This is a genomic window from Acidobacteriota bacterium, from assembly GCA_020845575.1.
In the GTDB taxonomy this organism is placed as follows: domain Bacteria; phylum Acidobacteriota; class Vicinamibacteria; order Vicinamibacterales; family Vicinamibacteraceae; genus Luteitalea.
The window spans coordinates 160,927-174,928 of the sequence record JADLFL010000040.1 but is presented as its reverse complement, the minus strand read 5'-3'; the positions used below and the strand labels follow the sequence as shown (position 1 = coordinate 174,928).

Annotated in this window: 16 protein-coding genes; 7 read left to right on the top strand and 9 right to left on the bottom strand. The window is 70.0% G+C overall.

Annotation, left to right across the window (positions count from 1 at the left end; all coding sequences use genetic code 11):
• Positions 1-40 precede the first annotated feature (40 nt).
• From IT182_11930 to IT182_11905, 6 genes are read left to right on the top strand one after another with little or no spacing between them, the layout of a single operon-like run.
• Positions 41-790 carry an ABC transporter ATP-binding protein gene (locus tag IT182_11930; GenBank protein MCC6164047.1) on the top strand — a complete coding sequence of 250 codons (750 nt, stop codon included), beginning with the start codon at positions 41-43 and terminating at the stop codon, positions 788-790.
• Positions 787-1,842, top strand: coding sequence for an iron ABC transporter permease (locus tag IT182_11925; protein ID MCC6164046.1), 1,056 nt, complete (start codon positions 787-789; stop codon positions 1,840-1,842). Before IT182_11930 ends, IT182_11925 begins: the two co-directional genes overlap by 4 nt.
• On the top strand, positions 1,839-2,705 hold the full coding sequence (locus IT182_11920; GenBank protein ID MCC6164045.1) for an ABC transporter substrate-binding protein: 867 nt from the start codon (positions 1,839-1,841) through the stop codon (positions 2,703-2,705). The genes IT182_11925 and IT182_11920 overlap by 4 nt, the downstream gene beginning before the upstream one ends.
• Positions 2,706-2,727: 22 nt before the next feature.
• A complete protein-coding gene (locus tag IT182_11915; GenBank protein MCC6164044.1) occupies positions 2,728-4,068 on the top strand; it encodes a PDZ domain-containing protein in 1,341 nt (446 codons plus the stop codon).
• A complete protein-coding gene (locus IT182_11910; GenBank protein MCC6164043.1) occupies positions 4,065-5,243 on the top strand; it encodes a hypothetical protein in 1,179 nt (392 codons plus the stop codon). Before IT182_11915 ends, IT182_11910 begins: the two co-directional genes overlap by 4 nt.
• Positions 5,243-6,562 carry a cation:proton antiporter gene (locus tag IT182_11905; protein MCC6164042.1) on the top strand — a complete coding sequence of 440 codons (1,320 nt, stop codon included), beginning with the start codon at positions 5,243-5,245 and terminating at the stop codon, positions 6,560-6,562. Before IT182_11910 ends, IT182_11905 begins: the two co-directional genes overlap by 1 nt.
• A gap of 127 nt (positions 6,563-6,689) precedes the next feature.
• Here the strand turns inward: IT182_11905 and IT182_11900 are convergent, their stop codons facing one another.
• The 4 genes from IT182_11900 to IT182_11885 all read right to left on the bottom strand — a co-directional run bounded on the left by IT182_11900 (position 6,690) and on the right by IT182_11885 (position 9,032).
• Entirely contained in the window at positions 6,690-7,016 is a 327-nt protein-coding gene (locus IT182_11900; protein MCC6164041.1) for an iron-sulfur cluster assembly accessory protein, read from the bottom strand.
• Positions 7,017-7,104: 88 nt separating this feature from the next.
• The gene (locus tag IT182_11895) at positions 7,105-8,313 is read right to left on the bottom strand and encodes a cysteine desulfurase (GenBank protein ID MCC6164040.1); all 1,209 of its coding nucleotides are present in this window, start codon (positions 8,311-8,313) and stop codon (positions 7,105-7,107) included.
• A 15-nt stretch (positions 8,314-8,328) separates the two neighbouring features.
• Complete coding sequence (locus IT182_11890; GenBank protein ID MCC6164039.1) at positions 8,329-8,817, bottom strand: Rrf2 family transcriptional regulator; 489 nt, start codon at positions 8,815-8,817, stop codon at positions 8,329-8,331.
• A 41-nt stretch (positions 8,818-8,858) separates the two neighbouring features.
• The gene (locus tag IT182_11885) at positions 8,859-9,032 is read right to left on the bottom strand and encodes a hypothetical protein (GenBank protein MCC6164038.1); all 174 of its coding nucleotides are present in this window, start codon (positions 9,030-9,032) and stop codon (positions 8,859-8,861) included.
• Positions 9,033-9,098: 66 nt separating this feature from the next.
• Between IT182_11885 and IT182_11880 the strand changes: the two genes are divergently transcribed.
• Entirely contained in the window at positions 9,099-9,692 is a 594-nt protein-coding gene (locus IT182_11880; GenBank protein ID MCC6164037.1) for a DUF4256 domain-containing protein, read from the top strand.
• A 111-nt stretch (positions 9,693-9,803) separates the two neighbouring features.
• Here the strand turns inward: IT182_11880 and IT182_11875 are convergent, their stop codons facing one another.
• The 5 genes from IT182_11875 to IT182_11855 are packed head-to-tail and all read right to left on the bottom strand — an operon-like array spanning position 9,804 to position 13,990.
• Positions 9,804-10,706 (bottom strand): F0F1 ATP synthase subunit gamma, encoded by a 903-nt coding sequence (locus IT182_11875; protein MCC6164036.1) that lies wholly within the window; start codon positions 10,704-10,706, stop codon positions 9,804-9,806.
• Positions 10,693-12,237 carry an alternate F1F0 ATPase, F1 subunit alpha gene (locus IT182_11870; protein MCC6164035.1) on the bottom strand — a complete coding sequence of 515 codons (1,545 nt, stop codon included), beginning with the start codon at positions 12,235-12,237 and terminating at the stop codon, positions 10,693-10,695. The genes IT182_11875 and IT182_11870 overlap by 14 nt, the downstream gene beginning before the upstream one ends.
• Complete coding sequence (locus IT182_11865) at positions 12,230-13,015, bottom strand: F0F1 ATP synthase subunit delta (protein MCC6164034.1); 786 nt, start codon at positions 13,013-13,015, stop codon at positions 12,230-12,232. The genes IT182_11870 and IT182_11865 overlap by 8 nt, the downstream gene beginning before the upstream one ends.
• Before the next feature lies 1 nt (position 13,016).
• Positions 13,017-13,298 carry a F0F1 ATP synthase subunit C gene (locus tag IT182_11860; GenBank protein ID MCC6164033.1) on the bottom strand — a complete coding sequence of 94 codons (282 nt, stop codon included), beginning with the start codon at positions 13,296-13,298 and terminating at the stop codon, positions 13,017-13,019.
• A complete protein-coding gene (locus tag IT182_11855) occupies positions 13,295-13,990 on the bottom strand; it encodes a F0F1 ATP synthase subunit A (GenBank protein ID MCC6164032.1) in 696 nt (231 codons plus the stop codon). Before IT182_11855 ends, IT182_11860 begins: the two co-directional genes overlap by 4 nt.
• Between the last annotated feature and the right edge of the window lie 12 nt (positions 13,991-14,002).

The following is a 14,002-nucleotide window of genomic DNA, read 5'->3' as shown; positions in this document are numbered from 1 at the left end:
CGTCACCTGCCGGTTCGGGCGGGCCACCGTACTGCACGGCGTGTCACTCGACGTGGCGCGCGGCGGCATCACCGGTGTGCTCGGCCCGAACGGGTCTGGCAAGACGACACTGCTGCGCACGCTCTCGGGCGCGCTGACGCCCACCAGCGGGCGCGTCCTGCTCGACGGCGAGCCGATCGGCCGCCTCCCGAGCCGCGCGCTCGCGCGTCGGCTCGCCGTGGTGCCGCAGGAGATTCATCCCGTCTTCGACTACACGGTGCTCGATCTCGCACTGATGGGCCGCTACGCGCACCTCGGCCCGTTCGGGTTCGAGACGGCCATCGATCTCCTCGTGGTGCGGCGGGCGCTTGCCGCCACGGGCACGGCGGATCTCGAGGATCGCCACTTCGACACGCTCAGCGGCGGCGAGAAGCAGCGCGTGGTGATCGCGAGTGCGCTCGCGCAGTTCGATGAAGACGTGGACGAGGCGGGGCGACTCCTGGTCCTCGACGAACCGACGGCGGCGCTCGACCTGCACTATCAGGTGGAGATCGCGCAGCTGTTGCGCACACTGGCCGTCCAACGCGGGCTGACGCTGCTCGTCACCACGCACGACATCCAGTTCGCCTGGCAGGTCTGCGATCGCATCGTCCTCCTCCAGGACGGGCGCGTCCTCGCCGACGGGCCGACCGACGCGACACTCACGCCCGAGCATCTGCACACGCTGTACGGCCTCCGCGTCGATCGCATGACGCACGCCGACGGCGCGATCTCTCTCGTGCCCGCACCCGTGTCGAGGCTGCGCCGGTGATCGCCCCCACGCGCCACATCGCCGATCCGCGGCGCGCCGCCGAAACGGCAGTGGCGCGGCGGCGCCGCGCGCTGCGCACCTACGCGGTCTTCGCGGCCTTCCTCGCCGGCGCGATCGTCATCACGCCGCTGGTCGGATCGACGGTGCTGGACCTGCGCGCCGTGATCGATCGGTCGCTGCCGTTTGCCGACAACCTCGACGCGCAGATCTTCTTCATCGCCCGCCTCCCGCGCGTGCTGGCCGCGGGCCTCGTGGGCGCGACGCTCGCCGTGGCGGGCGTGGTGACGCAGGCGCTGCTGCGCAATCCGCTCGCCACGCCGTTCACGCTCGGCGTCTCGTCGGGGGCGGCACTGGGTGCCATGCTGGCGCTCACGTTCATGCCGGCATGGGCCGTCGCGGGTCTCACCGCGGTGCCGCTCGCGAGCCTTGCCGGAGCGATCGGCGCCGTGGCGATCGTGTACGCCCTCGCCCAGGTGCGGCATCGCGGGTTCTCCACAGACGTCCTGCTGCTCGCCGGCGTCACGCTCAACGCGTTCTTCTCCGCGCTGATCCTCCTCGTGCAGTACCTCTCGGACTTCACGCAGGCCATGCGCACGATGCGATGGCTGATGGGCGATCTCGACGTGGCCGGCTACAGTCCCCTGGCCGTGGCGGCGCTGCTGCTGGTGCCTGCCGCGATCGCGTTCGCGTGGCTGCCGCGCAGCCTCGACGCCCTGGCGCTCGGCGCGGAACAGGCCGGCGCGCGCGGCGTGCCCGTGGTGGCCGTGCAACGGCTGGCGTTCTTCGCGGCGTCGATTGCCACGGGCGTGGCCGTGGCGATCGCGGGGCCCATCGGGTTCGTGGGCATCATCGTGCCGCACCTCGTCCGCCTGCTCGTCGGCGCCGATCATCGCATCGTGATGCCGGCGTCGGCGTTGTTCGGTGCGGCGTTTCTCATGGCCTGCGATGCGATCGCCCGGGTCGTTCTCGCGCCGGTCGAACTGCCCGTCGGTGTCGTAACCGCCGTGCTCGGCGCCCCCTTCTTCCTCTGGTTGCTGATTCGCAGGCCATGACTCGACGTACCCTGTTGGCGCTCCTCGTCATCCTCACGGTCTCGGGCGCCTGCCGTCCGCGCGAGCGCGTCGACACGTCGGACGCCATCGTCGGTCCGCGTGTGGTGTCGCTGGTGCCGTCGGCCACCGAGATGCTGTTCGCCGTCGGCGCGGGACCGCAGGTGGTCGGCGTGAGCAGCTTCGACAAGGTGCCCGCGGAGGTCGCGTCGCGACCGCGCGTGGGCGCGCTCCTCGATCCGGACGTCGAGCGCATCCTGTCGTTGAAGCCCGACCTCGTCGTCACGTACGGCTCACAGGAGACGCTGCACGAGCAGCTGGCGCGCGCCGGTATCGCCGCGTTCCCGTATCGGCATGGCGGCATCGGTGCGACGCTCGAGACGTTCGAGGCCCTCGGCGTGCAGACGGGTCATCCCGAGGCGGGCCGACAGGCCGCGCAACTGCTGCGCGCGCAGCTGATCGGCGTGCGCTCGCGCGTCGAGGGACAGCCCCGGCCGAAAGTCCTGCTGGTGTTCGGTCGTGAGCCCGGGACGATCCGCCAGGTGTGGGCGAGTGGTGGCGTGGGCTTCCTGCACGAACTGCTCGACGTCGTGGGCGCCGACAACGTCCTGGCCGACGTCGATCGCGAGAACGTGCAGGCCACCACCGAACTGCTGCTGACACGCGCCCCCGACGTGATCGTCGAGTTGCGTGCCGAGGCACGATCGCCCGAATCGCCATCGCCGTGGCTGGCGTTGCCCGGCATTCCTGCGGTGAAATCAGGCCGGATCCTCACGTTCGAGGGCGACCACTTCGTGCAGCCCGGCCCCCGGCTCGCCGAAGCAGCCGAGGCACTCGCGAGAGCCCTGCACCCGTCGGCATGGTGATCCGAGGTGGTATACCTAGCTGATGCAGTTGGCCGGCATGCCCAGGCCGTCGCGTGAGGTTCGCCTCCTCGTCGCCACGATCGTCGTGTCCGTTGCCGTGTTGCTCGTGCTGTCACGGTTTCGGTTTCCCGCCTCATCGGCCGAGTCGCGCGACAGCAGCGCCACGCAGCCACTCGCGCGCCTGGCCGCGCGCGCGGCATTCGACGACCTCTCCCTGACGGTCAGGGAACTCCAGACGCGCGTGGCCGGATCGCTCGTCGTCGTGGAGATCGCGCCGAACCTCGCGGCCGACCGCCCCGCCGCGTCCCGGACGCGACGTTTCGCCGCGGCGCTGCGCGTGCGAGACGACGCGGCGGTGGTGATGAGCGGGGAGGGCATGTCGGTGGAGGCGGTGGCCGGTGTCCAGGGTCCTGTCGCCGTCCTGGCCAGCGATCCCGTGCGCGGCATCACCGTGGTGCGCGTGCCGCCGGCGCCCGCGCCCGTGATGCAGGTCCGGGAGAGCGGACAGCCCGTGCCCGCGCCCGACTACATGGTCGTGGTCGAAGCGAGCGCAGGCGGGGCGGGTCTGCGACCTGTGTTCGTGAGCCGCAGCGACACGGTGAGCGACCCGCGATGGGACAGCCCGTTGCTGGCGATCGGTCGCGGCGTGGGTGCCGACGCAGGCGCACCCGTGTTCGCACTCGATGGACGTCTTGCCGGCATACTGACCCCCGGAGACGATGTGCCGCTGCTCGTGCCGGCGGCGGTGCTGCTCGATCGCGCGCATCAGTTGTTGCGCACCGGGTCGCCTGCCGCCGGCGACGTCGGCCTCGTGACGCACGACCTGGACGCGCGACTGGCCAGGGCCATCGGCGTGGCGACAGGTGCGGCGATCGTGTCGGTCGATGCGGGTGGTCCCACGGCGGCGGCGTTCGGGCCGGGCGACGTGGTGACGGCCATCAACAATCAACCGATCGTCGACGCGCGCGCCTTCCGCCAGCGCGTCTCGCGTACGGCGCCCGGGACGACGCTCACCATGAGGGTGAGGCGCGACGGTGACTACGTCTTGCAGGCTGTCGTCGTGCGGGCTCTCCCCGGTTCGTCGGCCACGACAGGTGCCGCATCCGACAGCAGCGGCCTGCCGCTGGGTCTCACGATGCGCGCGGCGCCTCGCGTCGGGTCAACCGTCGTCTCCGTGCAGCCCGATTCGGCAGCGGCGCGCGGCGGCCTCGTCGCCGGCGACCGCATCGTGGCGATCGGCCGCACGCCCGCGCCGCAACCCCGCGACGTGACGGCGGCGTTCGCGGCACTCGCACCGCGCGCGGCGCTCGTGCTGTCTGTCGAACACGAGGCCCGCACGCGCCTCGTGGCCGTGGTGCGATGAGCCGGCGCGACGACTGGCGCGAAGTCGGCGGCCTCGACGCGATCGACGCCGCCCTGCCGACGCCCACGGCTCCTGCCCTGCCCTGGCTGCGGTCGTTGCGCACGCGCGCGATGCTCGGCATGACGCCTGTCGTGGCACCCGCCGTGCTCTTCGTGCCTATTGGCGTGGCGCTCGGCCCGTCGTTCGGCAACGTGCTCAGCGCACCGGTGCTCGGCTCGCTCGACGCCGTCGTCACCATCGCGCTGGCGGTGCTCGGCATCTTCGCGGGCCTCGCGCTCGATCTGCGCGAGCGACAGGATCGACGGCTGTTCGTGGCGGCCAGTGTCGAAGCGCTCGTCACGATGGGTGTCGTGGCGGGAGCATTCCTGTTCCTGCTGCCCGCCTGGGACCTGCCGATCGCTCTGCCTGCGGGCCTGCTCGCGCTCACGCTGGGCCTCTGCGCGTCGGTGTCGTCTGCGGGCGGCGCCGAAGAGTCGTCGCCGACGCATGGCATGGCCGTGCGGATCGCCGATCTGGACGATGTGGTGCCGGTCGTGGTGAGCGGCGTGGTCGTCGTGATCCTGGGGAGTGCGGCCCCGGTGCCACTGTGGACGGCACTGACGTGGCTGCTGCGCACGCTGCTGCTCGGCGCCGCCGTCGGGACGGCAGGCTGGCTGCTGTTCGAGCGCGCGCACTCGCAGGCCGAGCGCAACCTGTTCATCGCGGGATCCGCCGCATTGATCGGCGGCACGTCGGCGTTCCTCGGACTCTCTCCGCTGCTGGCGGGTCTGATGGCGGGACTCGTCTGGGTCTGGCTGCCCGGCCACGCCGATCGCGTGGTGCGTACGGATCTGCGGCGCGTGCAGCATCCGCTCATCGTGGTCCTGCTGCTCGTCGCGGGTGCGTCATGCGAGGCATCCGTGCAGGCGGTGTGGATCGCGGCACCGCTCGTACTCTTCAGGTTCACGGGGAAGCTGATGGGTGGGTGGCTGGCGATGCGCGTGCAGGGCCTCGTGACGGCGAGTGAGCTCGGTCTCCAGCTCACGGCCCCCGGCCTTCTCGGCATCGCCGTGGCCCTCCATCTGGCTCAGGCCGTTCGCACGCAAGCGGCCGTCACGCTGCTCACGGCGGTCGTCATCGCCACTCTCGCGTCGGAAGCGCTGTCGCTCGTCCTGCGCCCGACGGACGATCGCTGATGCGCCTGCTCGCGCTCGTCATCATCCTCGCGACGGCCTGGCTCGTCACCGGAACGCCCGCCGCGGGCGACGCCGTCGCCGGTGCGGGCGCCGGCACGGCGCTCGCGATCGGCTTCGCGCTGATCGCGGCGTCGTTGACGGGCGAGCTGTTCGAGCGCTTCAGACTTCCGCGTATCTCGGGTTACCTGTTCTTCGGCGTCGCGTGCGGCCCGTACGCCGGAGCCATCCTCACGCCCGTGATGGCGCGCGAACTCCAGGTGATCAACGGCCTGGCGATCGCGCTCATCGCGCTCATCGCCGGCCTCGAGATCAACTTCGCCAGGCTGCGTCCACAGTTGCGCGCGATGCTCACGATGGGCGGCGTGATGCTGGTGCTGATGTGGACGGCCCTGTCGCTGCTGTTCTTCATGACGTGGCCGTGGCTGCCGATCGCGCCTGACGCCACCGGCGTGCCGCGCGCGGCGATGTCGGCGCTCGCGGCAACGGTGATCGTCAGTTTCTCGCCCACCGTCAGCATCGCGGTGATCACGGAGAGCCGCGCACGAGGCCCGCTCACCGAACTCGTGCTGGCGCTGGTCGTGCTGGCCGACCTGATGCTGATCCTGCTCTTCACGCTGTCGATGGAAGGCGTGCGGTTCGCCGTCGGCGGCGCGCAGGGCGGGCACGGCATGCTGTCGGGCCTCGCGTGGGAGATCTTCGGATCCTTCGCCTTCGGCGGCATCGTCGGCGCGGGCTTCGCGTTCTACCTGCGCTATATCGGACGCGAGGTGACGGTGGTGCTCCTCGGCGTGGCGGTGGTGCTGAGCCACGTCGGCGCGTCACTGCACTTCGAGCCGTTACTCGCGGCGCTGGCCACGGGCCTCGTCGTGGAGAACATCGCACCGCCCGAAGGCGATGCGCTGCGCCATGCCGTGGAGCGCGGTGCGCTGCCCGTGCTGGTGCTGTTCTTTGCCGCCGCCGGCGCGAACCTGCACCTCGACGCGCTCGCGCAGGTCGGTCTCTTCGCGCTGGCCGTGTCCGTGGTGCGCCTGCTGCTGATTCGCCGGACCGCCCGCATCGGCGCCCGCGTGGCCGGCTTGACCGGTGAACCGCCGAGCCTCGCGTGGATGGGACTGGTGTCGCAGGCGGGCGTGACGCTCGGCCTGGTGATCCTGATCAACGCCGAGTTCCCCGACTGGGGCGGACGCCTCTACGCGCTCGTGCTCGCGATGATCACGATCCACGAAACAATCGGTCCGATCCTGTTCCGGTCGGCCCTGACGAAGGCAGGCGAGGTCGGGCGCATGGACCTTCAGGGACACGCCGGCGCTTCGCCATGAACGGCCAGCGCCACGACGTGGCCATCATCGGCGCCGGCATCGCGGGGCACTTGCTGCGAGCATCCTGCTGCGACAGGCCGGGATGCGCGTGGTGTGCGTCGACGCACGGCCGTAGCCGCATCGAAGGCTAGCTGAGGGAGAACGACGTGCCGCAGCCGCAGGTGGACTTGGCCTTCGGATTGACGACGATGAAGCCCTTGCTGAGGAGGCTGGTGTCGTAGTCGAGCTGCGTGCCTTCGAGGAAGCGGTAGCTCTTGGGATCGACGAAGATCCGCGAGTCGTCGGGCCCCTGGAACACCTGGTCCTTCTCGGCCGGCTCGGCGGCCCATTCGAAGATGTAGCTCAGTCCGCTGCAGCCACCGGCCTTGACCCCCACGCGCAGGCCGCCGCCCTGGAGGCCCTGCTTGTCCAGCAGCTTGGTGATCTGTCGTCCGGCATCGAGCGTGATGTACATAGGTCCCTCTCGTGAGTGTAGCAGGGGCGCACGGCGTACGGCTTGCGGACGCCGTCCCCTATGGAGCGAGGGGGCTTCAGCCCCTTCGTCAGCGCAACGACCGCTGCGACCGGAGTGCTGACACGAGGTTGCTGAGGCGGTCCGCCAGCATGTCGACCTCGGCTTCGGTGGTGGTGCGCAGCAGGCCGAAGCGGAGCGAGCTCTTCGCCTCGGCTTCCGTGAGGCCGATGGCGAGGAGGACGTGCGACGGCGCGGCCGACGTCGAGGCGCACGCGGCGCCCGGCGACACGGCGACGTCGGTCAGCCCCATCACGAGATCGCGCCCCGACAGCCCGTCGAAGCCGACGTTGAGGTTGTGCGGGAGCCTCGGCTCGGCGGCCCCTCGCAGGTGCACGCCCGGCAGCGCCTCGCGCAGACGCGTCCACAGCCTGTCGCGCAACGCGCTGATGCGCGGGACATCTTCGTCTCGCCGCTCGCGCGACAGCTTCGCCGCATGTCCGAAGCCGACGATGGCCGGGACGTTGAGTGTGCCCGATCGCAACCCCCGCTCGTGGCCGCCACCGTGATGGAGCGGCGCGATGGGCACCTTCGACGCACGACGCACGACCAATGCGCCGCCACCTTTCGGGCCATACAGCTTGTGCGCCGTGTACGAGAGCATGTCGATGCCCAGCGCCGCCATGTCGATCGGCACGAACGCGGCAGCCTGCGACGCATCGGTGTGCATGAACGCGCCTGCGTCGTGCGCGAGCCTGGCGATCGCGTCCAGCGGCTGCAGCACGCCGATTTCGTTGTTGGCCGCCATCACGGAGACGAGCGTGGTACCGGGCACGGTCGCCGCCGCGAGCGTGTCCAGATCCACGAGTCCGTCCGGCCGCACCGGCACGCGCGTCACGCGTACGCCCTGCGTCTCCAGCCAGGCGCACGGATCGAGCACGGCGGGATGCTCGGTCGCCAGCGTCACCACGTGCGGAACGGCCGCATCGTCTCTTCCGCGAGCCTGCCGCACGCCTTCGATCGTGCCGACGAGCGCGAGGTTGTTGGCTTCGGTCGCCCCGCTGGTGAAGATCACGTCGCGTAAGCGAGCGCCGACGAGTGTCGCGACATGCTGGCGCGCCTCCTCGACAGCCTCCTGCGCTTCCCAGCCGAAGCGGTGCTGCAGGCTCGCGGCGTTGCCGAAGCGCGCGGTGAAGTACGGCAGCATCGCCTCGACCACCGCCGGATCGCACGGCGTGGTGGAGTGAGCGTCGAAGAAGAGCGGTGACGACGTGGGGAGTGGAGCGGTGCCCAGGGACATCGGGCTGTCGAGCGCTTACGGCTTGACGGGTTCGGCGGCCGGCGAGGCCGGCTTGCCGTCCGTGCGCCGCGACAGCGACACGGGCATCGTCGGCGCGCTCGACTCGTCGACGATCTCGGCGAGCGTGCAGCTCGCGAGCGCCGTGAGGACGCGATCCTTGATGCGCCACAGCGGATCGCGCACGTTGCACTTGGTGAACTGCTCGCACGCGTGGTCGTCTGTGGAGCAGGCCGTCACGGTGAGCGGACCATCGACGGCCTGGATCACGTCCGCCACGGAAATCATCACGGACGGCCGCGCGAGCTGATAGCCCCCGCGCGTCCCCTGGTGCGACACCAGGAGCTGGCGCCGCACGAGGCGTTGCAGCACCTTGGCCATCAATTCGGCGGGAATGTCGTACTGCTCGGCAATCTCTCGCGCACTCGACGCACCACGGTCCCCGTTCAGCGCGAGGTGCTTCATCGCGATCAGGGCGTAGTCGGTCTTCTTGGAGAGGCGGAGCACCTGTCCATTGTAGCCGAAGGAGGGAGGACGGAGGAAAGAGGCTACGGCGGACAGGTGCCAGGCCCGTTCCCGGCGCACCCCGCCGCGCTGCTGAGACGACGCGGTGCCGTGAGCCCCTTCAGTCGGACGAACTTCGGCAGCCGTTCGTCCTTGTGCGGCTTGCACCAGAGACAGCCCGCGCGCTGGTGCTTGGGACGACGTCGTTTGTGATGCATCGTTGGTCTCCTGGGGCCCGATCAGCCCGCATAATCAACCCACTCACCGAATCGGATCAAGTCCACATGCCGACACAGCGAACGCAGAAGCGTGGCAGCGAGACGCGACAGGCACTGTCGCCGGAACAACGGGCAGCGCTGTTTGGAACGTTGAGCGTGCGTTTCGAGCAGAACATGAGCCGTCATCGCGGTCTCGGATGGACCGCCATTCAGGAAAGACTTGCCGCCAATCCTGACAAGCTGTGGTCGCTCCACGAGATGGAACGGACGGGCGGCGAACCCGACGTCGTGGGCCACGACACGAAGACGGGCGAATACGTCTTCTACGACTGCTCGGCGGAGAGTCCCAGGGACCGCCGCAGCGTGTGCTACGACGGGGATGCGCTGGAGGCGAGAAAGGAACACAAGCCGAAGACCAGCGCGATGGAGATGGCGGCCGCGATGGGGATCGAGATTCTCACCGAAGCGCAGTATCGAAAGCTGCAGACGCTGGGTGATTTCGACACGAAGACGTCGAGCTGGGTGCAGACACCCGCCGACATCCGTGCACGCGGCGGCGCCATCTTCTGCGATCGCCGCTACGGCCACGTCTTCACGTACCACAACGGCGCGGAGTCCTACTACGCCGCGCGCGCGTTCCGTGGCGCGCTGACCGTCTGAGCGGCATTCATCAGGCTGAGTCAGACGCACCGCCGGAGCGGATGTCACCAGCTCCGTACCGTTCAGGCTTGCGTCAACAACTCGCCATCGCGCGGCGTTGGGGTCGGTGACTCATCGCACGGGCGGTCGCGCGCGGGCGGCCAGCGTCTCATAGCCGGACACGATGTCGAGCAGTTCGGTCGTAATCGACGCCTGTCGCTCGCGATTGAACTGGCCGCGCAAGCTGTGGAGGCGTTCGTCGATACTCCGTTCGGCGGCGTGCATCGCTGCCAGGCGACTCGCGTTCTCGCTGGCGAGCGACAGCGTGATGGCTCGGTGGACGGTCACGAACAGGTGTTGCCGGACGATCGCCGCGAAGAGCGAGTCCCAGTCGCCCGCGAGCGCCGGCGTCGCCCGCGGCCGCCACGGACGGGCCGCAAGCGCGCGCAGGCGTGCGCCATCAAGCGGGAGCAACTGCTCCTCGCGCGGCTGGCTCCCGGCCTGGCCGTGCGGCGCGTTGAAGTACACCCGCACGGTGTCCACGGCCCCGGCTTCGCGCCACGCGGCGACGTGCTCGAGCACCTCGCGAACGAGCGTGGCTATCCGCACCGCCGACGCCGGCAGCGTGAGCACCACCGCCGGCCGTTGCTTCAGGTCCTCGAGCCGGCCGGCCGCCCGGAGCCCGAGCGCCATCAACCGCTCGCCCTCGGTTCGCTGGTCGGCCGCGCGCCGTTCGAAATAGAACGCCGCCACCTGCTCGTTGAACGCGCCGCACAGCCCGTGATCCGATCCCAGGACGATGGCGCCGATGCAGGGCGGCGAAGACCGGACGGCCGGGACATCCAGCGTGCCGGGCCGAACGCGCAGCAGCGCCTGGAAGCCGAGCTCGACGGTGCGGGCGTAGTCCGCGATGGAGACCGCCGCCTCTTCGTACTGACGGATGTTCACGGCCGCGAGGGCCTTCATCGTCCGAACGATGGAGCGCAGATCGCCGGCCGTATCGAGGCGGCGTTCAATGGCGTCAGTCGTCGGCATCGGCCCGGTGCTCGAACGTGGAATCGAGACGCGCACGGACGGTGGCAATGACGGTGTCGCGCTGTTGGTCGGTCATGCGATCGCCACGTTCGATGGCGCGCCAGATCTCGGGGAGGCTGCCCTGGACGGTGTCGCGCACGACTTGTTCGGCCTCGGCGACGCGATCGAGCGCGATCGGATCGAACAGGCCTGCCGTCACCGCAAGCAGCGTGACGATCTGTGCCGGCGCGGCGAGCGTCGCGTGCGGCGGTTGCTTCAGCACCTCCCGGATCCGCCGGCCGCGAGCCAGCGTGCGCCGCGTGTCCTCATCCAGGCGCGTGCCGAAGCGCGCGAAACCTTCGAGTTCCTCGAACTGCGAGTAGGTGAGGCGCAGGTCCGCGGCGATCGCCCGGTAGGCCGGCAACTGCGTCTTGCCGCCCACTCGTGACACCGACAGCCCGGCATGGACGGCAGGCAGGACCGCCTTCTGGAAGAGCTCCGGCGAAAGATAGATCTGGCCGTCCGTAATGGAGATGAGGTTGGTGGGGATGTAGGCAGCCAGGTTCTGCGCCTCCGTCTCGACGATGGGCAACGCGGTGAGCGATCCGCCGCCGAGCCCGGGCCGGAGGTGCGTGGCGCGCTCGAGCAGCCGCGAATGGACGTAGAAGATGTCTCCCGGAAACGCTTCGCGCCCGGGCGGTCGCCGCAGCAGCAGCGAGAGCTCCCGGTATGCGCGTGCGTGCTTGGTGAGGTCGTCGTAGACGATCAGGACGTCGCGTCCTTCCTCCATGAAGAACTCGGCGATGCTCGTCGCGGCGTAGGGCGCGATGAACTGCAGGCCTGGCGCCTGCTCGCCCGACGCGACGACCACGACGGTGTAGGCGAGCGCGCCATGTCGGCCGAGTTCGGCCAGCACGTGGGCCACGGCCGCGCTGCGCTGGCCGACCGCGCAGTAGACGCAGATGACGTCCTGACCGCGTTGGTTCAGGATGGTGTCCACCGCCACGGTGGACTTCCCCGTCTGGCGATCGCCCAGGATCAGCTCCCGCTGACCGCGCCCGATGGGCACCAACGCATCGACGACCTTGAGGCCGGTCTGGAGCGGTACGCTGACGGGGGCACGGTCGAGGATGGCCGGGGCATCGCGCTCGACCGGCCAGCGCACGGAGGCCTGGAGCGGACCGTGCCGATCGAGCGGCCGGCCGGTGGGATCGACGACGCGCCCGAGCAGCCCATGGCCAACGGGCACGTCGGTGACGCGCCCCGTGCGGCGCACCTGGTCGCCCGCTTTCAGTGCTCGGCTCTCGCCCAGGAGGATCGCGCCGACCTCGCGATCGTCCAGGTTGAACGCCATCCCGAGGACGCCGCCGGCGAACTCGACCAGTTCGTCGGACCGCACGCCCGGCAGGCCGGACAGCACGGCGGTGCCATGGCCGACGGACTCGACGGTGCCGACTTCCCGGATCGTCAGCCCAGGTTCGTCGTGGCCGGCCAGCGCGGCGAGGCGGTCGAGCGCCCGGTCGATCTCGGCAACCAGCGGGCGGTCAGCCATGTCCACCGTCGTCGACCCGCAGGTCGTCACCGAATGCGGCACCCAGCCGCTCTTCGAGCGAAGCCAGGTATTCGTTCAGCGACCACGCCACCGTCAACCCTCCCGCACGCATCTCCACGCCGCTGCCGAGGTCTGGCGTCGTCTCGAACGACGCGGCGAGCCGCCCGCCGAGCGCATCACTCACGGCCTCGCTCAGGCGCGCGCGCTCCTCGTCCACCAGCGGGCAGGCGGTGCGGAGATGGACCCGCGCGCCGTCCTCGTGTGCGGCGGTGGCCAGGCGGTCGCGCGCAGAGGCCGGCAGCTCGTGGAGTCGTTCGAGGAACCGCGCGATGATACGGTCTTCGAGTGCGCTGCCGGCCAGATCGCGGAGCGCCTGACGCGTCAGCACGAGGATTTCGTGACCGACGCGGCGCCGCACCTCGCGGACGACGGCCTGCTGCTCCTGCGCCAGCGCGCCTTGCCAGCGCTCGCGCCTGGCGTCCACTTCGAGGCGCGCGGCCTCCATCTGCGCGTGACGCCACTGCTCGACCTCTGCGCGCGCGACTCCCATGCGCGCCTCCTGCCCGGCCGTGAAGGCGGCCAGTTCCTCCTCGTGTTGTGCGCGCTCGCGCTCCGCCTCGGCACGCTGTCGCCTGGCGTCGTCAAGTTCGGCGCGCACGCGCGCCTCGCGCGCGAGCATCGCGCGCGTGACGGGCCCGTAGAGGACGCGCCGCAACAACCAGAGGAGCAGCAGGAAGTTGACGATCTGGGCGGCGATGGTGAACGGGTCGAGCAGCATCTCACTGCCCGGAGGCGCGCGCCAGCATCGTGGTCCAGACCGGGTTGGCGAACAGCAGAATGATGGCGATAACGAAGCAATAGATGCCCGACGTCTCGATGATCGCCAGGCCGATGAACAGCGTCCGGCTGATGCCGTTCGCTTCGTCGGGCTGTTGGGCGATCGAGGCCAGCGCCTGCGCCACCGCACGGCCTTCGGCCAGCGCCGGCGCAATCGAGCCGACGCTCACCGCCACGCCGGCCATGACAATGGACGCGACGCCCACCCACACGAGTTCGTTCATGTCCCCTCCCTGGTGTCTGCCGCTCCGGTGTGGACCTGCGTCGCCGAGGCGATGTAGACCGTGGCCAGAACGGAGAAGATGTAGGCCTGAATCACGCCGATGACCAGGCCGAAGGCCTGGAGGACGGCCGGGAAAAACAACGGCGCCAGGCCGACGAAGACGGCAGCCATCACGACGCCGCTCATCATGTTGCCGAAAAGCCGGAGCGCGAGCGCCACCGTCCGCGACACTTCTCCGATGAATGTCAGCGGCACCATGAACACCGACGGCTGCGCATAGTGCCGGAGGTAGCCCCGCAGGCCCTGCTCGCGGATCCCGAACACCGGCACGGCGATGAACACGCACAGCGCCAGGGCGGTGGTGGTGGACAACGAACTGGTGGGCGCGTGGAAGCCGGGCACGATCGTGAGCGAGTTCGAGGTGACGATGAACAGGAACAGGGTGCCCGCGAACGGCAGGAGGGTCTCCGGCGAACGCCCGCTGACGTCGCGGATCTGGCCCAGGATCAGCGCGACGATCGCCTCGATCACGTGCTGACCGCGCGAGGGCGTATCGCTCGTCTCCATCGCCCGGGTCAAGGCCCACGACCCGGCGACCAGCAGCGCCATCACCACCCACGTCCACACGACCGTGGCGTTGAGCGCGACGGCACCCCACTGCACGTACACGATCTGGTCCGGCGTGATCTCCACCATCATCGTTCC